Source organism: Confluentibacter flavum (assembly GCF_002843175.1).
In the GTDB taxonomy this organism is placed as follows: domain Bacteria; phylum Bacteroidota; class Bacteroidia; order Flavobacteriales; family Flavobacteriaceae; genus Confluentibacter; species Confluentibacter flavum.
In genome coordinates this window covers 47,164-72,213 of sequence record NZ_PJEO01000054.1, presented here as the reverse complement: position 1 = coordinate 72,213, position 25,050 = coordinate 47,164, and the positions used below count along the sequence as shown (strand labels likewise).

21 protein-coding genes are annotated in these 25,050 nt (G+C 34.6%); 8 read left to right on the top strand and 13 right to left on the bottom strand.

The genetic code is table 11. The features are described from left to right. Positions 1 to 56 precede the first annotated feature (56 nt). The 7 genes from murD to mraZ form a co-directional block, all read right to left on the bottom strand. Positions 57 to 1,394, bottom strand: a complete 1,338-nt coding sequence (murD, locus tag CSW08_RS15830; protein WP_106660847.1) for a UDP-N-acetylmuramoyl-L-alanine--D-glutamate ligase — start codon at positions 1,392 to 1,394, stop codon at positions 57 to 59. A 78-nt stretch (positions 1,395 to 1,472) separates the two neighbouring features. Next, the gene (gene mraY / locus CSW08_RS15825) at positions 1,473 to 2,714 is read right to left on the bottom strand and encodes a phospho-N-acetylmuramoyl-pentapeptide-transferase (RefSeq protein WP_106660846.1); all 1,242 of its coding nucleotides are present in this window, start codon (positions 2,712 to 2,714) and stop codon (positions 1,473 to 1,475) included. Further along, positions 2,715 to 4,178, bottom strand: a complete 1,464-nt coding sequence (locus tag CSW08_RS15820; RefSeq protein WP_106660845.1) for a UDP-N-acetylmuramoyl-L-alanyl-D-glutamate--2,6-diaminopimelate ligase — start codon at positions 4,176 to 4,178, stop codon at positions 2,715 to 2,717. Then, positions 4,175 to 6,130, bottom strand: coding sequence for a penicillin-binding protein (locus tag CSW08_RS15815; protein WP_106660844.1), 1,956 nt, complete (start codon positions 6,128 to 6,130; stop codon positions 4,175 to 4,177). The genes CSW08_RS15820 and CSW08_RS15815 overlap by 4 nt, the downstream gene beginning before the upstream one ends. A gap of 63 nt (positions 6,131 to 6,193) precedes the next feature. Continuing rightward, a complete protein-coding gene (locus CSW08_RS15810; protein WP_106660843.1) occupies positions 6,194 to 6,511 on the bottom strand; it encodes an FtsL-like putative cell division protein in 318 nt (105 codons plus the stop codon). Between the two features lie 23 nt (positions 6,512 to 6,534). After that, positions 6,535 to 7,443, bottom strand: a complete 909-nt coding sequence (rsmH, locus tag CSW08_RS15805; protein ID WP_106660842.1) for a 16S rRNA (cytosine(1402)-N(4))-methyltransferase RsmH — start codon at positions 7,441 to 7,443, stop codon at positions 6,535 to 6,537. Continuing rightward, positions 7,418 to 7,888, bottom strand: coding sequence for a division/cell wall cluster transcriptional repressor MraZ (mraZ, locus tag CSW08_RS15800; protein ID WP_106660841.1), 471 nt, complete (start codon positions 7,886 to 7,888; stop codon positions 7,418 to 7,420). The genes rsmH and mraZ overlap by 26 nt, the downstream gene beginning before the upstream one ends. Before the next feature lie 290 nt (positions 7,889 to 8,178). Here mraZ and CSW08_RS15795 point away from each other — a divergent pair, with 290 nt between their 5' ends. Beyond that, on the top strand, positions 8,179 to 8,943 hold the full coding sequence (locus CSW08_RS15795) for an alpha/beta fold hydrolase (RefSeq protein WP_106660840.1): 765 nt from the start codon (positions 8,179 to 8,181) through the stop codon (positions 8,941 to 8,943). 50 nt (positions 8,944 to 8,993) lie between these two features. After that, positions 8,994 to 9,599: a ribosome biogenesis GTP-binding protein YihA/YsxC gene (gene yihA / locus CSW08_RS15790; RefSeq protein WP_106660839.1), complete on the top strand. Its 606-nt coding sequence runs from the start codon at positions 8,994 to 8,996 to the stop codon at positions 9,597 to 9,599. 74 nt (positions 9,600 to 9,673) lie between these two features. On the opposite strand, the gene CSW08_RS15785 is transcribed toward yihA, so the two are convergent. The 3 genes from CSW08_RS15785 to CSW08_RS15775 all read right to left on the bottom strand — a co-directional run bounded on the left by CSW08_RS15785 (position 9,674) and on the right by CSW08_RS15775 (position 14,463). After that, on the bottom strand, positions 9,674 to 11,098 hold the full coding sequence (locus CSW08_RS15785; RefSeq protein WP_106660838.1) for a carboxylesterase/lipase family protein: 1,425 nt from the start codon (positions 11,096 to 11,098) through the stop codon (positions 9,674 to 9,676). Positions 11,099 to 11,204: 106 nt separating this feature from the next. Continuing rightward, positions 11,205 to 12,299, bottom strand: coding sequence for an ABC transporter permease (locus CSW08_RS15780; RefSeq protein ID WP_106660837.1), 1,095 nt, complete (start codon positions 12,297 to 12,299; stop codon positions 11,205 to 11,207). 7 nt (positions 12,300 to 12,306) lie between these two features. Beyond that, positions 12,307 to 14,463: a carboxy terminal-processing peptidase gene (locus tag CSW08_RS15775; protein ID WP_238987291.1), complete on the bottom strand. Its 2,157-nt coding sequence runs from the start codon at positions 14,461 to 14,463 to the stop codon at positions 12,307 to 12,309. Positions 14,464 to 14,677: 214 nt separating this feature from the next. Between CSW08_RS15775 and surE the strand changes: the two genes are divergently transcribed. The 5 genes from surE to CSW08_RS15750 are packed head-to-tail and all read left to right on the top strand — an operon-like array spanning position 14,678 to position 19,507. After that, a complete protein-coding gene (gene surE, locus CSW08_RS15770; protein WP_106660836.1) occupies positions 14,678 to 15,454 on the top strand; it encodes a 5'/3'-nucleotidase SurE in 777 nt (258 codons plus the stop codon). After that, positions 15,447 to 15,731 (top strand): hypothetical protein, encoded by a 285-nt coding sequence (locus CSW08_RS15765; protein ID WP_106660835.1) that lies wholly within the window; start codon positions 15,447 to 15,449, stop codon positions 15,729 to 15,731. The genes surE and CSW08_RS15765 overlap by 8 nt, the downstream gene beginning before the upstream one ends. Before the next feature lie 11 nt (positions 15,732 to 15,742). After that, a complete protein-coding gene (gene lpxB / locus CSW08_RS15760; RefSeq protein WP_106660834.1) occupies positions 15,743 to 16,855 on the top strand; it encodes a lipid-A-disaccharide synthase in 1,113 nt (370 codons plus the stop codon). A gap of 7 nt (positions 16,856 to 16,862) precedes the next feature. Next, positions 16,863 to 17,447 carry a C40 family peptidase gene (locus CSW08_RS15755; protein ID WP_106660833.1) on the top strand — a complete coding sequence of 195 codons (585 nt, stop codon included), beginning with the start codon at positions 16,863 to 16,865 and terminating at the stop codon, positions 17,445 to 17,447. A 23-nt stretch (positions 17,448 to 17,470) separates the two neighbouring features. Beyond that, positions 17,471 to 19,507, top strand: coding sequence for a ComEC/Rec2 family competence protein (locus CSW08_RS15750; protein ID WP_106660832.1), 2,037 nt, complete (start codon positions 17,471 to 17,473; stop codon positions 19,505 to 19,507). Between the two features lie 2 nt (positions 19,508 to 19,509). Here the strand turns inward: CSW08_RS15750 and CSW08_RS15745 are convergent, their stop codons facing one another. The 3 genes from CSW08_RS15745 to CSW08_RS15735 form a co-directional block, all read right to left on the bottom strand. Continuing rightward, entirely contained in the window at positions 19,510 to 20,025 is a 516-nt protein-coding gene (locus tag CSW08_RS15745; RefSeq protein ID WP_238987290.1) for a thioredoxin family protein, read from the bottom strand. A gap of 126 nt (positions 20,026 to 20,151) precedes the next feature. Beyond that, positions 20,152 to 21,906 carry a peptide MFS transporter gene (locus CSW08_RS15740; RefSeq protein WP_106660830.1) on the bottom strand — a complete coding sequence of 585 codons (1,755 nt, stop codon included), beginning with the start codon at positions 21,904 to 21,906 and terminating at the stop codon, positions 20,152 to 20,154. Positions 21,907 to 21,930: 24 nt separating this feature from the next. Continuing rightward, positions 21,931 to 23,487: a peptide MFS transporter gene (locus tag CSW08_RS15735; protein ID WP_106660829.1), complete on the bottom strand. Its 1,557-nt coding sequence runs from the start codon at positions 23,485 to 23,487 to the stop codon at positions 21,931 to 21,933. Between the two features lie 232 nt (positions 23,488 to 23,719). Between CSW08_RS15735 and CSW08_RS15730 the strand changes: the two genes are divergently transcribed. Beyond that, entirely contained in the window at positions 23,720 to 25,048 is a 1,329-nt protein-coding gene (locus tag CSW08_RS15730) for a hydroxymethylglutaryl-CoA reductase, degradative (protein WP_106660828.1), read from the top strand. Positions 25,049 to 25,050 lie beyond the last annotated feature (2 nt).

Sequence of the window (25,050 nt, the reverse complement as noted above, 5' to 3'; positions counted from 1 at the left end):
ATTTTCTTTTTTCTTATCCACATCAGTTTCTTCCCTTCGGGAAGATTAAGATGGGATTATAAATTCCTAACAGCGTTTTTAAATTGACGTCCTCTATCTTCGTAATTTTCAAACAAATCGAAACTCGCACAAGCAGGCGATAGCAATACGGTATCTCCAGCCTCAGCTATTTTGTATGCTATTTTTACAGCTTCGCTCATAAACTGTGTTTCAATTATAACATCAACCATATTACTAAACGTGTTAAAAAGTTTCTCGTTATCAACACCCAAACAAATAATGGCCTTTACTTTTTCATTAACAAAAGGAAACAATTCTTCATAATTATTACCCTTATCAACACCTCCAACAATCCAAACCGTAGGCGCATCCATGCTTTCCAAAGCATAGTAAGTTGAATTCACATTGGTAGCTTTAGAATCATTGATGTATTGCACTTTATTAATTTTTAACACATGTTCCAAGCGATGCTCTACACCTTGAAAATTCTCCAAACATTCTCTAATAGTTTGTTTTCTTATTTTCAATAAATGTGCTGCAGTAGATGCGGCCATGGCGTTTTTAATATTGTGCTTACCCTCTAATGCTAGATTTGTTGTTGGCATAATCATTTGGTTATTGTCTATTGTTATTATTATGTTATTATCTTTTAAATACGCGCCATTTTCAATCGTTTTTGTTAATGAAAAAGGCAATAATTGTGATTGAATTGGGTATTCCTTGAGGTGATTGTTTATTATTTCATCATCAGCATCATAAATCAAGTAATCATCTTTGGTTTGATTCATTGTTATTCTAAATTTAGAAGCGATATAATTTTCAAACTTGTAATCATATCTATCTAAATGATCTGGTGTTATGTTGGTTATTACAGCTATGTGTGGTTTAAAATCTACAATATCATCTAATTGAAAACTGCTAATTTCCAACACATAGTTTGGGTAATCCTTTTCCAGAATCTGTTTTGCAAAGCTGTCGCCAATATTGCCTGCCAAGCCTACTTCCAATTTTTGTTTTAAAATATGGTGCGCAAGTGTTGCTGTGGTTGTTTTACCATTGCTTCCCGTGATACCTATAATAGTTGCACTGGTATATTGGGCAGCGAATTCAATTTCAGAAACTACTAAAATCCCTTTTTCACGAATGGTCTTTACCAAAGGTGCTTTATCAGGAATTCCTGGGCTTTTCATAACCATGTGGGCATTCAGTATTTTTTTCTCAGAATGCTTTTCATCTTCCCATTCAATCTCATTATGTATAAGAACGTCTTTATATTTTTCTTTAATTTTTCCTTTATCGGAAACAAAAACATCAAAGCCTTTTTCCTTTCCCAAAAGCGCTGTTCCCACTCCGCTTTCGCCTCCACCTAATATGACTAATCTTTGTTTTGCCACGAATTCACCAATTTTTATTTATCTGTTTTTATGGATTCCTTCCCGATAGCTATCGGGATTCGCAGGAATGACAAAACTTTATCTTATTTTCAATGTTACTATAGATATAATGGCTAGTAAAATGCCGACAATCCAAAAACGAGTGACTATTTTACTTTCATGATATCCTATTTTTTGGTAATGATGGTGCAACGGTGACATTTTAAAAATGCGTCGCCCTTCACCAAATTTTTTTTTAGTGTATTTAAAATAGCTTACCTGCATAACCACCGATAAATTTTCCGCTAAAAAAATACCACACAGTACAGGAATCAACCATTCTTTTCTAACAGCAATAGCTATAACTGCAATAATACCACCGATGGTTAAACTGCCTGTATCTCCCATAAACACTTGCGCTGGATACGCATTGTACCATAGAAAGCCGATGAGTGCACCCACAAAGGCTGCGATATAAATAGTTATTTCCTCCACTCTTGGGATATACATGATATTCAAATAATCGGAAAAAATAATGTTACCAGACACCCATGCGAAAATACCTAGAGTAAGGACTATAATTGCCGATGTTCCTGCTGCCAAGCCATCAATGCCATCGGTTAAGTTGGCTCCATTTGATACAGCAGTAATGATAAAAATTGAAATGATGATGAATATAACCCACGCATATTCATCTAATTTCGGACTTATCCAAGTGATGATATCGGCGTAATCAAATTCATTTTCTTTAACAAATGGGATGGTTGTTTTAGTTGACTTTTCTTCTACTTCAAAAAGCTTAGTAGGAGAGACATTAGGGTCTGCCGCAAGCATTTGTTGTTGTACTTGAATAGGCAATTTCTCTTTAATAGTTACATTCGGATTAAAATACAACGTGGCTCCAACAATAATTCCTAAGCCTACTTGTCCTAATACCTTAAACTTGCCTTTTAAACCTTCCTTATCGTTTTTAAATTTTTTAATATAATCATCTATAAAACCAATAGTTCCCATCCAAAGCGTTGTAATTATCAACAAAATGATGTATGTGTTCTCAAGTTTTGCTAACAACAATACAGGAATCAGCGTGGCTAAAATGATGATGATACCACCCATAGTTGGTGTTCCAGCCTTTTCTTTTTGACCTTCTAGACCTAAATCCCTAATGGTTTCGCCTAATTGTTTTATTTGCAAAAAATTAATAATCCGTTTACCATAAATAGTAGAAATAAGCAATGATAAAATCATGGCAAGTGCCGCCCTAAAGGTTATAAACCCAAAAAGTGATGCTCCAGGAACCTGGAATTCTTTTTCTAAATATTCAAATAAGTAATACAGCATTTATTTTTGTAATTGTTTTAAAAATTCTTGTACGGTTTTATAATCATCAAAATCGAAACGCTCTCCTTTAATTTCTTGATAAGTTTCATGACCTTTGCCAGCTATTAAAATAATATCGTTAGGCTGTGCCATTTGACATGCTGTTTTAATAGCTTGACTTCTATCTGTAATGGAAAGGGCTTTTTTAAAATGTTGTGGCTCCACGCCTTGTTCTATCTCTTTAATGATGGCTTCTGGTTCTTCACTTCTTGGGTTATCACTCGTGAAAATAACCTTGGTACTTAATGCCGAAGCTATTTGCCCCATAATAGGCCGTTTTGTTTTATCCCTGTCGCCACCACAACCCACAACGGTAATCAATTCCTCGTTTTTTGTGCGAATGCTATTAATCGTTTCCAGCACATTTTTTAAGGCATCTGGCGTATGGGCATAATCGACAATAGCCGTTATTTTTTCATCTGAAATAAAATATTGAAACCGTCCACTAACACTTTCCAAGCCACTTATTAATCGAAGGATTTCAACTTTTTCAAGTCCCAACAATTCTGCTGTCGCATATATAGCTAACACATTGTAAGCATTAAAGTTGCCGATAAGTCTTGTCCAAACTTCACTTTCATTCAACTTCAGCAATAACCCGCCTAATTGGTTTTCTAAAATTTGAGCTTTATAATCGGCATAGCTTTTTAAGGCATAGGTGTATTTTCTAGCCTTCGTATTTTGAAGCATGACCAAGCCATTTTTATCATCAATATTTACAAGTGCAAAAGCTTTGGACGGAAGTGCATCAAAAAACGATTTTTTAACATCTCTATATTCTGAAAATGTGTTATGATAATCTAAATGATCGTGCGTTAAGTTGGTAAAAATGCCTCCTTCAAAATGTAGACCTTCAGTTCGGTGTTGATGAATACCGTGAGAGCTGACTTCCATAAAGCAAAATTCAACGCCTGCCTCATTCATTTCCTGTAAGTATTTATTAATGGTCAAAGAATCTGGCGTGGTATGCGTCGCTTTATATTCTTTGGTATCTACTAATATTTTTACGGTTGAAAGCAAGCCTACTTTATATCCGGCATTTTTAAATAATTGGTACAACAAGGTTGCAATAGTTGTTTTTCCGTTTGTACCGGTAACACCTACCAATTTTAAATTCGCTGAAGGTTCTTCATAATAATTTGAAGCCATAATCGCTAAAGCCTTACTGGAACTATCAACTTCAACATAGGTAACGCCATTCATTAATTCATCTGGCAAGGTTTCACAAATCACCGCTACCGCACCTTGCTTAATGGCGGCGTTTATATAATTATGCCCGTCAGAAACACCGCCTTTAATCGCAACAAATACGTCATTTTTAGCAATGTTTTTCGAGTTGAAATCGATAGCACGAATCTCTACACTTGTGTTGCCTACCACAGCGTTTAGAGTAACTTTATATAATATGTCTTTTAGTGCTATCATGATACCTCTAAAACAACGATTTGATTTTTATTTACTTTTTGTCCTGATGTAAGTGACTGTTTTTTAACGATCCCAGAACCATTTAACTTTACCTTAAGTCCCATGTTTTCCAATAATGAAATGGCATCCATCGCTGGTAATCCAACCACATTTGGCATGATGGTTTTATAGGCTTGTGCTGAAGCGTAATAGTTTTCAAATTCGGTTTCAGCAGATGCATTTTTTACTTCCAAAGATTCTACCTCATCAACAATAGGCGTGTCTATAAATATTTTCTGAGCTATTTTTTTGAATACGGGACCAGACACATCCGCTCCATAATAGCCAACACTCTTATCGGGTTCATGGATGACTACGATGCAGGAATATTTTGGATTGTCTGCCGGAAAAAAACCAGCAAAAGATGATATATAGCTCAGCTTATCCTTTTGAGCATAATCTTTTTGGCAAGTCCCAGTCTTGCCCGCCATAGAAAAATTCTCTGAATATAATTTATGGCCCGTACCATGGTCTTTTTCTACAACATTTTTAAGCAGCTGTGTCACTTTTGCAACGGTTTCCTCTGAACAAATTTGTTTGTTGATAACCTCTTTTTTAAATGGCACAATGGTTTTATCAAACTCTTTTACTTCCTTTAAAAATTGCGGTCTTACCATTTCTCCTCCATTAGCAATGGCATTGTAAAATGTTAATGTTTGCAATGGTGTAAACGATACGCCGTATCCATAAGCCATCCATTGCAGTGCGATACCACTCCAACGGCCATTTTTTATTCTTGGATCTGGAATGATTGGTTTGGGCTCTCCTATAATAGAAATATCCAAGCTTTCATCTAAATTCATGGCATATAACCTATCAACAAATTTCTCGGGTTGATTTCGATATGCCTTATCAATGGCTTTTACAATACCTGTATTTGATGACACTTCAAAAGCTTCCGAAATGGTGATTTTACCATAGCCACCCTCACGTGAATCGCGTACTTTCTTTCCATAAAAAGATAAAATGCCTTTTTCAGTATCCACCACATCACTGGTATCAATCACCTTATCTTCTAAAGCTGCGGTAACAGCCATAAGTTTAAACGTAGAACCAGATTCATGACTTTCACCAACAGCATAATTCAATCGTTCATAATAGAAACCATCACTATTTCTTCCTAAATTTGAAATAGCTCGAATTTCCCCAGTTTTGGTTTCCATAACCACCACACAACCATGATCTGCTTTGTATTTTTCTAATTGTTCCAAAAGCGCATGATGCGCAATATCCTGTATGTTTACGTTAATGGTCGTATATACATCGTAGCCGTCTTGTGGTTCAATTTCATTGGCATCACTAATGGGTTTCCATTGACCTTTACCGATTTGTTGTTTGGCTCTACGCCCATCTATCCCTCTTAAATATTGAACGCCATAAGCCCCATCTATTCCGGGTCTTGTGACATTCCCGTCATCATCTATGCGTTCGTACCCAATCGTTCTTTGCGCTATGCCACCCATAGGATGTTCACGTTTTGTGGTTTGCTCTACAATTAATCCTCCTCTAAAAGCACCCAGGTTTAATAATGGGAAGTTCCTGATACGGATATAATCTGAGTAACTAATATTTCTAGCCAATAGAAAATACCTGCTTTTATTGGCTCTTGCTTTTCTAAGTTCATTTTTATAATATGAAGAAGATTTGCCTGAATATTTAGAAAGCGAATCGCTTAACGGATTCAAATAGGTTTCAAAATTTTTAGCAGATGGCGTTATGGCATCAAAACGTATATCGTACTTCGGTATAGAGGTTGCCAGTAAATTGCCGTTTACGGAATACACATTGCCCCTGTTTGATGGAATCACAAAATCCTTTACAATACGTTGACTTGCTAAAGCCCTGTATTTATCACCATCGACAAATTGGATGTTCACTAATTTAAAAACAACACCAAGTCCGAAGATGAACATACATCCTGCTATAAAATACAATCGGTTTAATATGCTCTTTTCGTTTACTGCCAACTTCGAACTTTAATTTTGGGATTTAACTTTAATTTTTTTTGGCGGAATCACAGATTGGGACAAGCCTTTTTCTTTCATTTTATTGGCTATATCTGATTCCATTTTTAACCGCATCAATTTCGACCTACCATCTACAAAAGCCGAACGCATTTCTTTTGCTTCATTATTCAAGCGTGCAATCTTATACACCTTTTTATCTGCACTATGGGAACTTGCAATCATAATGAGTGCTAAAACCGAAATAAAAATGATAAAACGCCAATTCTTAAAAGAGTCATCATTTACTAGAAATGTTCCTTTTAATATGTTATAGGTGTTTTTTTTCATTCCTTATTCTAAACTTAGGCGTATTATAATTTTTCCGCAATGCGAAGCTTGGCACTTCTAGCTCTGTTATTATTTTTAATTTCTTCTTTTGAAGGTACCGTTAAGCCATTTATTTTTTTTAATGGTACTTCAAACTTTCCAAATACATCCCGTTCCGGTTCTCCTTCAAACAAACCACTTCGTATAAACCGTTTCACTAACCTATCTTCTAAAGAGTGGTAAGAAATAAAACTCAAACGTCCGCCAGGATTTAACAAGTCTGGTGTTTGTTCTAAAAACTCTTTTAAAGCTTCTATTTCTTGATTTACCTCAATCCTAATCGCCTGATAAATTTGCGCCAACACTTTATTTTCATGTTTTGGCGGTAAAAACTTTTTAAGAACTTCTTTAAGTTGCATGCTGGTTACAATTTTCTCCGTTGCTCTATGCTCCACAATAATCCTTGCCATGGCGGGTGCGGCTCTTAGCTCTCCATATTGCCAAAACACTTGTTTTAGTTTTTGCTCTTCATAATCATTGATTACATTATAGGCAGACAAGGTATTTTTCTGATTCATTCTCATATCTAAATCTGCTTCAAAACGTGTTGAAAATCCGCGTTCCGCCACATCAAATTGGTGAGATGAAACTCCGAAATCAGCTAAAATTCCATCCACTTTATTGACTCTATAAAACTTTAAAAACCGTTTTACGTATCTAAAGTTTTCATGTATCAGTTTAAATCTACTGTCGTCTATCGCATTTTTAAGAGCGTCTTCGTCTTGATCAAAAGCAAATAATCGCCCATTTTGGCCAAGACGTTTTAATATTTCCTTGCTATGCCCCCCACCACCAAAAGTGACATCCACATAGATGCCATCTTCCTTAATGTTTAACCCATCAACGGTTTCTTTAAGTAAAACAGGGTTATGATATTCCATGATCGTCGTCATCTTGTCCCATTACTTCCTCAGCCAAATCCGCAAAATCTCCGGTTGCATCGTCAATGGCTTGTTCATACTTGTCTTTATCCCAAATCTCAATGATGTTTATTGATGGGGAAATCACTACATCTTTTGTTATGCCAGCAAAAACCGTTAAGTCTTTGGGGATGAGCAAACGTCCATTGGCATCAATCTCAACAATTTTAGCACCAGCACTAAACCGACGGATAAAATCATTGTTCTTTTTTTTAAACTTGTTCAGCTTATTCATTTTCTGCATTAAAAGCTGCCATTCTTCCATGGGATACAACTCTAAACACGACTGAAAAACTGATCGCCTAAGCACAAATCCATTTTCTAAAATAGAAGACAATTGTTTTTTAATACCCGAAGGCAACATAAGTCGCCCTTTGATATCTACTTTACAATCGTATGTGCCTATTAATGAATTCAAACCGTTTTTTTCTCTTTTTGGGGTTTAAGTTTCAAATATATTGAAAATTTTACCACATTTTACCACTTTACCCCACTTTGTTAATAATTTTTATACTAACACTCTTTTTATCGGGATTAATAAGCGGTGAATCCCACTATGCACTTACTATCAATTTGTTAGATTATTATTTTTTTTGACTGAAATCTATTGTTAATATCTCTGTAAAGTATTTTTTTGAGAATTAATTAAACTTGCTGAAATATGAATGAAATAACTATATTTGTTTTTAACGAAAAGGAATAAATATTTTGACGCATCGTTTAAAAAAAGAAAAAAACTACAGCTATATTGAAGCTGGAGAAGGCACTCCCATTATTGTTTTACACGGCCTTATGGGTGGTTTAAGTAATTTTGATTCTGTTATAAAATTTTTTAGTGCAAAAGGCTATCAAGTTATTATACCCGAATTGCCTATTTACACCCAATCTTTGCTAAAAACCAATGTAAAAAGCTTTGCCAAATACTTACATGATTTTATTGAATTTAAAGGATTTAAAGAGGTTATTTTATTAGGAAATTCGTTAGGAGGCCATATTGGCCTATACCATACTAAATTATATCCAGAAAAAATAAAGGCTCTTATAATAACCGGAAGTTCAGGGCTTTACGAAAGCGCCATGGGCGGTGGTTATACCAAAAGAAGCGATTATGAGGTTATAAAAAAGAAAGCCCAAAATGTCTTTTATGATCCTGCTATAGCAACAAAAGAGATTGTTGATGAAGTTTACGAAACCGTAAATGACAGAAATAAATTAATCAAAACCTTAGCCATTGCAAAAAGTGCTATAAGGCATAATATGGCTAAAGATTTGCCCAAAATGACTATTCCAACCTGTATCATTTGGGGGAAAAATGATAATGTAACTCCTCCAGAAGTTGCTGAAGAATTTCATGGTTTGTTACCAGATTCCGACTTATTTTGGATAGATAAATGTGGACATGCTGCCATGATGGAACATCCTGATGAATTTAACCAAATTCTTGATGGTTGGTTGCAAAAAAGAGGGTATTAAAAATCTAAAAAATTAGATAACCTCAAATACCAAACACAAATTATATAATCATGGATATTAAATCTGCTGAATTTGTTATGAGCAACTCTGATGTTGCCAAATGCCCTAAGGCTTTGCTCCCAGAATATGCTTTTATTGGCAGAAGTAATGTAGGCAAATCATCACTAATAAACATGCTTACCAACAAAAAGAGTTTGGCAAAAACATCTGGTAGACCTGGAAAAACGCAATTAATAAATCACTTTTTGATTAATAAAAACTGGCATTTGGTTGATTTGCCTGGTTATGGTTATGCTCGTGTTTCCAAATCCTCAAAAAAAACATTTCAAAAATTTATTACCCAATATTTTGGTTTGCGGGAACAATTAGTATCTGCTTTTGTCTTGGTAGATATCAGGCACGAACCCCAAACGATTGATTTAGAATTTATGCAATGGCTAGGCGAAAACGGCATCCCATTTTCTATTGTTTTTACTAAAGCCGACAAACTAAAACCACAAGCAATTGAAAACCATGTAGTCGCCTATAAAACGATTTTACTGGAAACTTGGGAAGATATGCCCAATTACTTTATAACTTCCGCCACTAACGACATAGGCAAAGATGCTGTTTTAAATTATATTGATGAGTTGAATGGAAATATGAAACTCCATTAAGTTTTGATTTAGTTAAAACGAATAAAGGTGATACCTTTTGTGAGTACCACCTTCATTATATCATGATTATAATCCTACCTGCTAAATGAATTTCCTTTGTATTCTGGAGTCGCTGACATTTTTAAGTCCGCTTTATCACCATTCGCATCCAATAGCATAAATTCAGGGTGTTCTTTGGTATAAGGTTTCCATGCGCCACCATCTTTACCATTGGGGTCTCCAAACTTGGCAAAATTAGTCCAATAATCTACTATTTGATTACTTAATGCCTCATCACCGGCCGTAAAAGGCCTCCAACTGTGTTTTAAGGAATGAAATACATACCATAAATCGGCAGAGTGGAAAGCACCGCTTTCGTCACCTGGCAATTGGCGTTGAAACAAATAGGCATAAGTAGGTTTATCGCTCTGCTCTGCACGCAAGGCTGCAAAATCGTTCACCGGCTTCGTCATATCACTTAAATCGTTTGCAGTAAAACCAATCATATATGGAATATCTGGTATGTTGTTTGCCAATGCTTCATCAGAAAATGTGTTATTTAAAAAATAACCATCAATCACAGGACTCCAGCCAACACGGGTTTTTGTGGTATCAGCATATTTTTGGGACATTTCTATAAGTTCATCAAAAGAAAGCGTACGCATATCATCTAAGGTAGTTTTCTCAAAAAAGTCCATCAACTTTTTGTTAGCTACTTGAGCGGTATCAAGCGGTGTTCCGGGTCTGGAACCTAAACCCCCACCACTCATACTTATTGCTTTGCTGATTAAGTTTTTAGATTGCGGCGATGCACATAATGATTGCACACTGCCTGCTCCGGCACTCTGACCAAATATAGTAATGTTATTTGAGTCTCCACCAAACTGTGCAATGTTTTTGTTAATCCATTTTAATGCTGCAGCTTGATCCATAAGCCCATAATTGCCAGATACTCCATTAGGGCTTTCATCCGATAAAAGTGGATGCGAAAAGAACCCCATAACACCAAGACGGTAGGTTACGGTTACTAAAATAACGCCACGAGATGCCCAATCTTCACCACCATCCATTTCTGGCTCAAAAGCAAAACCTTCACGGTATCCACCACCATGTATCCACATAGCCACTGGAAGTTTTTCCTCTAATTTACCTGCGGCAGGTGTCCAAACGTTTAGGTAAAGACAATCTTCACTAAACGGCACAGAACCGCTAGCTTGCCATTCTTTGCCATAAAAACTTTCAGGATCCCATGTTAGTTGAGATGCGGCATCTCCATAAGCATCTGCTATTTTTACACCTTCCCAAGGAAGTATCGGTTGTGGTCCTTTCCAACGCAAATCACCTACTGGTGGCGCAGCAAAAGGAATTCCTTTATAAGCCACAATACCTTCTGAAGGAGTCTGAACTCCTTGTATTTGACCACCTTCAATAGTTAATACAGGGTTTGGGTCGATTTTTTCCTGACAGGAAGTAAATCCCAATAATACGACGGCCCAAATGAATAACGGTAATTTTTTCATAATAATTAGATTAGTTTAGTATATATTTAGTTTAATAGTATGGTGAATCAAATATAACAATAAACAAAAGAAAACCAATTACTTGGCATTCTGGAAATAGCGAACATTACCCTTTCACATCTAATGCATCACGAAGTGCATTGCCAATAAGCATAAATGCCATTACCAAACTCATAATACATAACCCAGGTATAATGGCCAAAAAGGGTTTTCCTAAAATGATATAATTATAGTGGTCTTTAATCATGGCACCCCAACTGGCCATGGGCGGTTGGGCTCCAATACCTAAAAAACTTAATCCGCTTTCCACCAAAATAGCCGATGCAAAATTAGCTGCCGAAATAACAATGACAGGCGCCATGATATTAGGTAAAATATGCTTGGTAATAATTCTGAAATCGTTAAAACCTAAAGCTCTTGCGGCCGTTACATATTGCATTTCCTTGGCGCTTATTATTTGTCCTCTAACGACTCTAGCCACTTCAACCCACATGGTTAGTCCAACAGCAATGAACACTTGCCAGAAACCTTTGCCTAATGCCAATGTAATGGCTATTACCAATAGCAAAGTCGGTATCGACCAAGTGACATTTATAAGCCACATAATAAAAGCATCGATTTTACCACCAAAATACCCCGCAACACTCCCCATAAAAATGCCTATTACCAAAGATATAAATACGGCAACAAAACCAATAAAAAAAGAGATTCTAGCACCAACTAGCACTCTGCTCAATAAATCCCTGCCATACTTGTCCGTACCAAAAAGAAACGTTTTTTGTTTTATAAAATCTTGGGGATTATTGTTTGAAAAAGCACTAGAGGGCATGGCTTTTTCAACACCTTGTAAACCATCAGAAGCATATTCCGTATAGGATAAAGTGTCATTATTAATAGCAAAGCTTGAAATGGGAATTTCTGTATCTGTATTTTTTTTTCCGAAGAAGATTTTATCAAAAATATTTTGGTCTACTTCCAACCCCGAAGTGATTGTAAGCATTTCAACAGCAAATCCAGGTTTTTTTGAGTGAATAGACAAATGCATTTGATTGGCATACTGCGAATTATCTGGAGCCATCACATAAGCAAATACAGAAACTACGCCAACTAAAACAATAAAGTAAAAACTAAAAACGCCCCAAAAGTTTTTTTTAAACTTTTGGAGCGCTAATTGTTTTAACGAGTGTGATGCATGACTCATACTTTAGCTATTCTTTTACTGTGGCTATTTTTTTAATATTATACGATATTTTCAAATCTTGAAGTACGTTTAAAGCTTCTTCTATATATACATCTTGACTTAAAGTAAGATGCCATCTATCACGTTTTTCTTTTAGACTGGTTATGTCATCATTAAATAGTTCTTTTTCGTAGGCTGGGGATTCAAACGTTAAGTTAGTTTGATATTTGGTCATCTCATCAAAACGTTTTGATTCCTCATCATTTAAAGTTAATTTCTCTTTATACTTGCTATAATTCAAAGGATAAACGGTTTCATCAATTTGACTTTTCACCCATTTAGCATTATCTTCAATAAGCTTTAACTGCTTATTTTTTGTCATACGCTCATTACTTTTTTTGATAGTTTCTTCATAATCAAAATAATTATCCCAAGTGGCATAATCTGCTGAATCTATCTCATCCCAAGGCAATGCATTAGACTTATCTTTTTCGCCAACCTCAATAAAACTGAATTTATCTGGTACTTTTACATCACTTTTAACACCTTCTAACTGAACAGAACCGCCACTAATTCTATAATATTTTTGCGTAGTCAATGCCAAAGCTCCTAAATCGCCACTGGCATTATTCCTAACTAAATTATTAAGATTTAACACATTTTGAACCGTGCCTTTTCCATAAGTTTGTTTACTACCAATAATAATGGCTCTTTTATAATCTTGCATGGCAGCTGCCATAATTTCGGAAGCTGATGCTGACAATTCGTTTACTAAAATTACTAAAGGACCATCCCAAGTGATTGATTTATCCCTGTCTCTTAACACTTCTTTAGGCTCTCCAGTAGAACGTACCTGAACGATTGGGCCATCTTTAATAAACAATCCTGCCATATCTACTACAGTTGGCAATGAACCTCCGCCATTATCACGCAAATCCAATATAAGCCCTTCCATACCTTCTGCTTTTAAATTCTCAATTTGACGTTTTACATCGGCAGCGGCATTTAGTTTTTTATAGTCTTCAAAATCTACATAAAAGGATGGTAGATTTATAACACCAAACTTTACACCATCTTTTTTAACCACTGAAGCTTTGGCATAAGTTTCGTTTATTTCTATCACATCTCTAACCAAAGTAACATCTTTAATGGTGCCATCAACTTTTTTAATAGTTAAGGTTACTTTAGTGTCCTTTGGACCCTTAATATATTTTATAGCGTCATTAATACGCATACCAACTATATCTACAGGGAATTCTTCATTTTCTTGTTTTACTTTTAAAATAACATCTTCTACCTCTAATTCTTTGCTTCGCCAAGCTGGACCGCCAGAAATTAAGCCAATTATTTTAATGTAGTCCATACGTTTTTGTAATTGGGCTCCAATACCTTCCAATTTACCAGACATACGCTCATCAAAATCTTCTTTGTTTTTAGGTGCTAAGTAGTATGTATGAGGATCAAACTCACCAACGATGGCATCTATGTATGTTGCAAACCAATCTTCTCGCTTAAAATCCTCTAAATTGTCATTGAAAAAAATATCCATGGATTTTAAGGTTGCCTCGCGAGCCTCTTTCTCAATTTGGCTTTCGGTTTTCATTACATACGACGCATCCTTTTCTTTTTTCTGTTTTTCTTCTGTATAGATATCATCATAATAGGATAATGCAGAGAATTTGAGCTGTTGTTTCCAACGTTCTTTCAATTCTTTCTTGTTTTTTGCAAACGCACTATTTTCATAATCGGTATCAAATACTTCTTCTTTGGAATAGTCAAATGGTTCTGATAATACTTCTCGATATATCCCTTTAGCTTCTGAAATACGTTGCATTAAACGCTCATGGGTAATATTGAAGAAAGTAATATCTGATACTTTTAATTGATCATCGATAGTGGTTTTAAACTTTTCAAAATCTTTATAATCAGATTCATAGAAATATCGCTTAGTTGGATCTAAACTTTCTAAAAAATTTGAAAATAATTCCTTAGAAAACTCATCATCCATGGCAATAGGATCAAAATGTCCCTGCTGCAGTACAAACGTAATTACCTGAACAAGCAACTTATCTTTATCAGGATCACTAAACGTTTTTGTTGTAAAACTGCATGATGCAAATGCTAGTAATAACAACAATACCAAGGCTTTATAATTCCTTTTCAACATATTTTTCATAATTTTCATTCTATGTCTTTTTATAAAAATCTTATTATTTAGATTAAAACGTAAAGAATCTAATTTTTAGTTTTTACAAAAATACATATTATATTTTTCACTAAAATAAAGAAAAAACCATGCCAATAAACCAATCCGCTACTAATTTTTTGTTAAACTAAACAAATTGAAACGTTAATCGGATTTTATGTATTTTAGCATCACAATAATATGAACGACCTCTATGGCACAAAAACCCCTTATTTTAGTTACCAATGATGATGGCATTAGCGCACCCGGCCTAAGAACTTTAATAAAGGTTATGATTACCCTAGGTGATGTTGTTGTTGTAGCACCAGACAGTCCGCAAAGCGGCATGGGGCATGCTATTACACTTGATTCTATGCTTTATGCGGAACGAGTAACTCTTGATGATGGCCCACAAAAAGAATATAGTTGCTCTGGAACTCCTGCTGATTGTGTAAAACTCGCCATAAGAGAGATTTTAGATAGACGTCCCGATTTGTGTGTTTCTGGCATTAACCATGGCTCCAATTCATCTATCAATGTGATTTATTCTGGCACGATGAGTGCTGCTATTGAAGCTGGCATAGAAGGCATTCCAGCCATTGGCTTTTCATTATTGGATTATGCTTGGAGCGCCAATTTTGAGGCTTGTAAAAGCTATGTAAAAACCATAGCCGAAAATGCATTAAAACATGGGTTGCCCAACGGTGTGGTGTTAAATGTGAACATTCCAAATCTTACTAAAAAACAAATTAAAGGCATTAAAGTTTGTCGACAAGCGAAGGCTAATTGGGTAGAAGAATTTGATAAGCGTAAAAATCCACAGGGAAAGGATTATTATTGGCTTTCAGGAAAGTTTGTAAATTTGGATGGTGGTGAAGATACCGATGAATGGGCTTTAGAAAACGGCTATGTGTCTTTAGTCCCTATTCAATTTGATTTGACAGCCTATCATTTCATACAAAATTTAAATTCTTGGAAATTGAATGATTAAAAAAAATATTTTTATTGGAATGTTGGTGGGGTTAATTGCCAATGCCATTGGATTAATTATTGTATCAACATTATTAGGGCAAGGTGATGATTTTATAACCGTTATTAAAAATGCCGCTAAAGAAGATTTTTTAGGAAAGCTAATTAGTCTTGGCGCTATTTTAAATTTGATTGCTTTCTTTATTTTTATAAGAAAAAAACAAGATTACCGGGCAAGGGGCGTTATATTAATAACCATTTTGGTCGCTATTTTTACCTTTGTATTTAAAATGCTATAATTATTTAGTTAATGAAGTATTATATTATTGCAGGAGAAGCGTCGGGCGATTTGCATGGCTCTAACCTTATGAAAGCATTACTAAAAGAAGATGTCAATGCTGATTTTAGGTTTTGGGGTGGCGACCTTATGCAGCAAGTTGGTGGCACTTTAGTGAAACACTACAAAGAACGCGCTTTTATGGGGTTTGTAGAAGTTATTAAAAACCTTCCTAAAATCTATAAAGACATTTCATTATGTAAAACGGATATACGAAGTTATAAACCTGATGTTATTATTTTTATTGATAATTCTGGATTTAATTTACGTATTGCAAAATGGGCAAAACAACAAAACTATATAACCAATTATTATATTTCTCCACAAGTTTGGGCGTCTCGGGCTAGCAGAGTAAAAGCCATAAAACGAGATATTGATGCCATGTACGTTATTTTGCCTTTTGTGGAAGCATTCTACAAAAAACATAATTACAAAGTAACCTTTGTTGGACATCCATTAATTGACGCTATTGCCGATAGGACCCAAGTTGACGAATATGAATTTAGGGCTACGCATGAATTAAGTGAAAAACCCATTATTGCTCTTTTACCCGGAAGCCGGAAGCAAGAAATAAAAAATATGCTTTCTGTCATGCTAACCTTGGTTAACATGTATCCAAATTACCAATTTGTCATTGCAGGTGCACCTAGTCAAGATTTTGATTTTTATTCTGCTTTTATCAAGGCATCAAATGTTAAATTTATAGCTAATAAAACATATGATTTATTAAGTGTTTCAACAGCCGCTTTGGTGACTTCTGGCACAGCTACATTAGAAACCGCCTTGTTTAAAGTGCCTCAAGTAGTATGTTACAAAGGCAGTAATATCTCTTACCAAATTGCAAAAAGAATAATAACTCTTAAGTTTATTTCGTTAGTAAATTTGATAATGGATAAAGAAGTAGTAAAAGAACTTATTCAAGATGAATTTAATTCAGAAAACCTAAAAAAAGAATTAGACATCATACTTGACCCCTACGAACGTACCAAATTCTTCATTAATTATTACGATTTAGAGAAAAAACTTGGTGGCAAAGGTGCTAGCGCAAAAACAGCTCATTTAATTTTTAAATCTATAAAAGCTTAATTTTAGTATGAAGAAACTCCTGTTTTTCTTAATTATTATTTTTTTTAGTTTCAGTAATTGCAAATCTGCCAAACAAGCCAAAAGCAAAAACCCAACACCTTCAAAAGTTATTATTGGTGCAAATACTAACGAAGACATTTATACAGAGAAAACAATTAGAACAAAAGACATTAATGCAAGTTCAGGTTCCATAAGTCCTACAGTTTCCAAAGCATACAACATTGTAGAGTATGCCAAACAATTTAAAGGCGTTCGATATAAATTTGGTGGTGCAACAAAATCGGGAATGGATTGCTCTGGTCTCGTATTTGAATCATTTAGGGCCCATGATGTGATTCTGCCAAGAATTTCTAGGGATATGGCAAAAAATGGTGATAAAATTCCATTAAATAATGTGGGCATTGGCGATTTAGTATTCTTTAAAACTGGAAGCAGACGAAATGATATTAGTCATGTTGGTTTGGTTGTCTCGTCTGATGACAATGGAAATATTGAATTTATCCATTCTACTACAAGTGCGGGGGTTATAATTTCGTCAATCACTGAAACTTATTGGGATAAGACATTTGTAGAAGCACGAAGGATTTTATAAGAAATTTTATATCTTTCGGTGAAATGAAGCTACTTAATTTCACCATAATAAAACTAACCATCTGCCTTATTACAGGCATTCTTATAGGGTATTTTTTTGTATGGCCTTTAACATGGACTTTGTACATTACCACAACGCTCTTAATACTTTTGTTCCTGTTTTATACAATTGCTAAAAAACAGTTTTTAAAAACTATTTGGTTTGGTCTTTTGGCTTTTATAGCCATGATTTTTATAGGCATATTGACTATAAATATTCATAATGAAAAGAATTTTTCAAACCATTACACGCATTTTACTTCTGAAAATGATTCTTTGAAAATCATCACGTTTAGAATTAAAGAGGTTTTAAAATCTAATATTTATTATGATAAATACGTCATAGATATTTTAAAAATTGGTGATTTAAGCGTTAGCGGAAAATCGTTACTCAACCTTCAAAAAGACTCAACTCAAGTCCCATTAAAAGTAGATGACCTTCTTATTACAAAAACGGTTTTAAAAGATATTGTTCCGCCCTTAAATCCCAATCAATTTAATTATAAAAAGTTTTTAGAGAAGAAATATATTTATCATCAACTCTTTACCAATAAACCATCACTTTTAAAAGTTGAATCTGAAAAAAATACATTTCTTGGAAAAGCAAATAGCATTAGAACCCACATCAACACCAAATTAAAAACCTATCCATTTAACCCAGATGAACTTGCCATCATCAATGCCCTTTTATTGGGGCAACGGCAAGATATAAGCGAAGAAGTTTATTCCAATTACACTAACGCTGGTGCCATACACATTTTAGCTGTTTCTGGATTACATATCGGTATCATTCTTTTAATTTTAAGCTTTATCTTAAAACCATTGGAACAATTTAAACAAGGCAAACTTGTAAAAACCATTTTGCTTATTGGCATGTTATGGGGGTTTGCAGTTATTGCAGGCCTTTCTGCCTCCGTAACCAGAGCCGTTACCATGTTTAGTATTGTGGCTATAGCCATGAATTTAAAAAGACCCACGAGCATTTTCAACACCTTGGCAATATCTATGTTTGTTTTGCTTCTTATAAAACCTATGTTTTTGTTTGATGTTGGTTTTCAATTAAGCTATTTAGCCGTTTTCTCCATTGTGATTATAGATCCTTTGCTATATAATTTATGGAAACCAAAAAATAAAATTTTAGATTTTTATTGGCACACCTTAACAGTTACTGTCTCTGCTCAATTTGGTATATTGCCTATAAGTTTATATTATTTCCACCAACTCCCCGCTTTATTTTTTATTTCCAATCTTGTGATTATACCTGTCCTAGGCATTATATTAGGTTTTGGCATTCTTATTATTTTTTTAGCATTATTAAATATACTGCCTGTTTTTCTGGCGAAAACTTATGGATACACGATAAGCTTAATGACCCGCTTTGTAGGTTGGATTTCTCAACAAGAACAATTTCTCTTTAAAGATGTTGCGTTCAGTCTTTTATATGTTTTTGTTTCTTATTTCTTAATTATTGCCATGATACAGTTTTGGAAGCAGAAGCATTATAAAAACTATAGCTTCCTACTGATTGCTGTGTTGGTGATACAATGTGCTTTGATATATACAAAATACAATAGCCCAAAAAATCAATTTGTAATATTCCATAAAAGTCGATTTACCTTGGTTGGAAATGTAACATCAAACACTTTTCATGTAAATAGCGATTTTGATAGCTTAACATTTTCAAAAGATAGAATAATCAGAGATTTTGTTGTCGGCAACCATATCAAAACCATTCAAAATAACACCTTCAACCCTATTTACCTATTAAATAGCAAAACACTTTTGGTCATTGATAGTTTAGGCGTCTATAATATTAAATCATTCGAACCAGATTATGTATTGTTAAGACAATCACCACAACTAAATTTGAATAGGTTGATAGATTCCATAAAACCAAAATACATTATTGCAGATGGTAGCAACTATAAATCGTATCTAGAACATTGGGAAGCTATTTGCCAAAAAAGAAAGCTCCCATTTCATCAAACTAGTAAAAAGGGAGCTTTTATTATTAATTATTAGACTTATTGGCTAACAACAAATTGAGGTGTAAATGCTTTGTAATATGCATTGAATTTGTCTTGGGTATCAATGCTTTTATGGTCATCTTGTTTAAACATTTTTAAGTATAGTTCCAATTGTGGCGGGGTTTGATAACCTCGAATTGGCGCTATAACATTCCCTTTTTCATCAAAAAAAACGATTGTTGGATAGGCGCTAATTTGAAGATAACTTGCTAATTGGTGCGCCGAATTACGCGTATTAGCCCTAGAAGCATCATAACTAGGGTTTTTAAAGGTGTTCCCATTAAAATTAATTATATCATTTCCTTCACCATTAAACTTAACTGCATAATAGTTTTTATTTACATAGTTTGCCACATCTTTATTTTGAAACGTGTTTTTATCCAACATCTTGCATGGACCACACCAATTGGTATAAACATCCATCATGATTTTTTTTGGATTTGTCTTTTGAAGTGCTACCGCTTCTTGAAGCGACATCCATTTTATTTCTTGTGCAAAGCCTTTAACTGACATTAAAATAGTTAAAAGGCATATGTATTTTATACTTTTCATAATGATCCTGATTACAAAATTTGTTCCAAAATTACAAAAAAAGCCCTATTATAGGGGTTTTTGATTTTATTTTAACTATTTTTTCGATTAACGGATACCATGCATGAGTTTTTTTATGATTGGATACATTAATGCTGAAAATATACCCAGACCCACAGCAACAGTCGTTAATAGCCAAAAGAAATAACTCAATCCTTCTGTTTGTGCAATACTCTCGGAAGCTTCACCAAAAACGCCAGCTAATTTCATTCCTATAGCAACAGCCAAATACCAAATACCAAACATCATAGCAATCATTCTTCCAGGAACTAATTTACTAACATAAGACAAAGCTACTGGAGATATGCATAATTCCCCTAAAGTATGGAAAAAGTAAACCAATATTAACCATATCATACTTACTGAAGCCATTTTTGCGCCAACAGTAATCGAAGATGCACCAATTGCAACACAAGCCATACCCAACCCCAATAAAAACATACCAATAGCATATTTCATATTAGCATTTGGATTATACTTACTTTCCCACCATTTAGAGAATAAAGGGGCGAATATAATAATGAAAAGTGAATTTAAAACGCCGAACCAAGATGCTGGTACCTCGGCAATATCTTTCATAAATTCAGCATAAAGCATCCATATGGCAATGGCCCAAATAATAATAAAACTAATTGACAAGATAATATTAGAAATGGCATATTTGGCAAATGTTCTCTTAAATAGCAGTCCAAGAACATAAGTTATAATTCCTAACGGAACAATGGTCATTAAAGAATTTATCACCTTAAAAGTTACGGCTGAACTACCTTCAAGTACCCTTTGAGTATAATCTCGAGCAAAAATGGTTAGAGAACTAGGTGACTGCTCAAAAATAGCCCAAAAGAAAATTGTGATAAACGCAAAAAACATAACTGCTAGCATTCTATCTCTTGTTATTTTATCATATTTAGGTAACCTAATAATCAATAATAGAATAAATAACAGTAATGCCAACAAAATAATGATTGTAGAACCGTCTAATCCAAATGCACTAAAATCGAACAGATTATAATCTCCCCCTGAAATTTTAGAAACTGGATCATTCAATATCCAAGCCAATCCACATACGGCTGCTAAAATAATGATGGTCAATTGCAAATTTGTAAATGGATTTAGTTTTGGTTCTCCTTCTTCTAATTCCAAAGCTACATTTTTATCTCTTTTAAGCGGTTTTAATCCAATATTTCCAAAAATATCCTGTGCCATCCAAAATTGTGCTAGACCAAAAAACATAAAAATACCTGCTAAACCAAAGCCCCAACTCCAACCAACTTTTTCACCTAAATAGCCGCAAAGCAAAATACCTAAGAAAGCGCCTGCATTAACACCCATATAAAATATAGTGTATGCTCCATCCTTTTTTTCTGGCCTATGCTTGTACATTTCAGAAATAATAGATGTCATATTTGGTTTAAAAAACCCACTACCAAAAACCAAAAGTGTTAGACCTAAATAAATAAAAAATGGGGTCTCTAATGCCATGGAAGCATGTCCCAAAGTCATCAACAAAGCCCCAACTACAACAGCCCATCTAAATCCTATAATTTTATCAGCGAAGTATCCTCCTAGTAAGGTTGATAAATAAACCAAAGATGTATAAGTCCCAAAAATCGCGAAAGCATGTTCTCTAGGCCAACCCCAACCTCCATCAAGTAAAGAGGCCGTAAAAAACATAACTAACAATGATCGCATTCCGTAATAAGAAAAACGCTCCCACATTTCGGTAAAAAACAAAACGAATAATCCTGCGGGATGCCCTAAAACCGTACTTTTAAAATATTGATCTGTTGTATTTTCAATCATGTTGTTTGGTTTAAATTTTAAAAATTAATTGTCTGTTAATTCAAAGCCTTCAGCTTGGTTAGCATGCATGATGCGTTCATTATCTTCCGCGCCATGTGTCAATCGTTTAAGTGGTTTTAAAATCAAGATAAATAAGGTACCTATTATAATGGTAAATATAAATATCCCAACAAACACAGCGTATTCGCCAAAATCAGAGGCTGATTCACCAATCATTCCTGCTACTTTATTCCCTAAACCAGAAGCAGCAAAATAAACGCCCATCATTAATGAGGCATATTTTACAGGTGCCAATTTAGTTATAAACGATAGGGCGACTGGAGAAAGACACAATTCTCCTATAGTATGGAAGAAATAGGCAAGCACTAACCAAATCATACTAGACGACCCTGATCTTTCAAATTCCATGGCAGCAAATACCATGAATAAAAATCCAAAACCCATAATAATAATCCCTAATGCCATTTTGAATAATGACGAAGCTTCCTTTCCTTTTAGTTTACGTCTTGCCCAAATACTAGCTACCAGGGTTGCAAATAAAATGATAAAGCCCGCATTCAAACTTTGAAACATGACGGTTGGCACTTCCCAACCCAAGAGCATTCTATTTGTTTTGGTATCCGTATATAAATTCATGAGTCCACCGGCTTGTTCAAACGCTCCCCAAAATATAATGACCATAATAAATGATAACAGCAACACCATAAACCTATCCTTATAAACTTGGGTGTCCAATTCTTTATAAATCATCATTAAAAGTGATGCTATGGCTGTTAAAAAAATGAATAACAAGCCGTAACCCCAATCCATTTTGTACCATCCATAGACGGATAATACCAATAAAATTGCTGCTATTAGTAACTGCTTTGGAGAATTGAATAATTTAGAATATAACTTACCATAAGAAACATCGTCAATATCGTTTTTAGTGGAAACAAAATCACCCACGCTTGTTAGGTATTTTTGTCCAGCTATATAATTAATTAGTCCTAAAACCATTACGACACCAGCAAGCCCAAAACCAGCATGCCATCCCCATTTTGCGACAACGACACCTACTATCATCGTCGCTAAAAAAGACCCCAAATTAATGCCTATGTAGAAAATACTAAACCCCTTATCTCTTCTTATATCTCCCTCTTTATACAATCCACCAACCATGGTAGAAATATTAGGTTTTAATAAGGCTACTCCTAAAATAACTAAACCTAAACCCGTATAAAAGGCCCAAATGTCAGTTAGGACGAGTACGCCATGTCCAATGCACAAAGTAATAGCACCAACCAATACCGCTTTTTTCTGACCAATTAATTTATCCGCAATCATACCACCAGGAATAGCCATGACATACACTAGCATGGTGTACCACCCATAAAGTGCCAATGCTTCTTGGTTTGTCCAGCCTAAACCTGCACCTCTATCATCGTCACCAAGTGTTGATGTTGTCATGTACAAAACCAACAAGGCTCGCATACCATAATATGAAAAACGTTCCCACATTTCCGTTAAAAACAAAATATAGAGTCCTACTGGTTGTCCAAAAAGTTCTTTTTGATGTGGTTTAAGTATGGTTTCTGTCATAAAATAGTTCTGATAAATTATGAGTAATCACTCGTAATACTATGGAATATACATTTTTAACATTAGAATAATCTCGCCAATTTCAAATAATCGTTGATGTATTATTAAAAGTTTCCAAGTTTACTAAAAATTATGCAAAAAAAGACATTTTTACGAGACAAATAAGTCTTCAAAAACAAGATATTCCAATTTCATGTCAAGAATAGTATCTTTGTTCTGTAATAATGCTACTATGGGCAAAACTATTTCTGGTTTTTCTAAACTTTCCAAATCCAAAAAAATAGACTGGATTGTTGACACTTATTTATCAAACTCGAAGGATGCTGAACATATTTTAAAACAATATTGGAACGCTGACAACAAATTGCAACAGCTTCATGATGAGTTTATTGAAAACACCATATCCAACTATTATCTACCATTTGGTGTCGCTCCTAATTTTTTAATTAATGATAAGATGTACACCATTCCTATGGCTATTGAAGAAAGTTCGGTTGTGGCAGCAGCCAGTAAAACTGCTAAATTTTGGATGGATAGAGGTGGTTTTAAAGCAGAGGTCATTTCTACTACTAAAATTGGTCAGGTTCATTTTATGTATCATGGCAGAACAGATGTATTAAAAGCGTTTTTTATCACCATAAAATCGAAACTTATTGAAGACTGTAAGTCCATTACCAAAAATATGGAGTTACGTGGTGGTGGTATTATTGATATTGAATTACGTGACAAAACAACCGACATTAAAGATTATTACCAAATCCATGCTTCCTTTGAAACATTGGATGCCATGGGTGCTAATTTTATCAATTCATGTTTAGAGCAATTTGCCAAAACCGTGAAACGTCAAGCGTTAATATTTGATGGTTTCTCTGAAAAAGAAAAACATATGGACATTGTGATGAGTATTTTATCCAATTATGTTCCAGATTGTTTAGTGCGTGCAGAAGTAAGCTGTAAAGTTGAAGATTTAAGTGATAATGATGCTTTTTCGGGAGAAGCATTTGCCAACAGATTTCTTCAAGCTATAAAAATTGCTGAAGTAGAACCCTATCGTGCCGTAACCCATAATAAGGGCATCATGAATGGTATTGATGCGGTTGTTTTAGCAACTGGAAACGATTTTAGGGCTGTTGAAGCTGGCGTTCATGCTTATGCTTCAAGAAACGGCAGTTATAGCAGTTTAACACATGCCAAAATTGAGGACGGTATCTTCACTTTTTGGTTGGAAATTCCGTTAGCGTTAGGTACGGTTGGTGGCCTTACCGGATTGCATCCTTTGGTGAAATTGGCCTTGGAAATGCTAGGCAATCCAACCGCTAAGGAACTTATGGAAATAGTAGCCGTGGCCGGATTGGCGCAAAATTTTGCCGCGTTACGTTCACTTACCACTACGGGTATTCAGCAAGGACATATGAAAATGCATTTAATGAATATCCTAAATCAATTTAATGCCAATGATGCCGAAAAAGTTATTTTGATTGAACATTTTAAAACAAACACAGTTAGTTTTAGTGCTGTTTCTGAGACTTTAGCAACACTAAGGATGCGTATAGATGACTAATT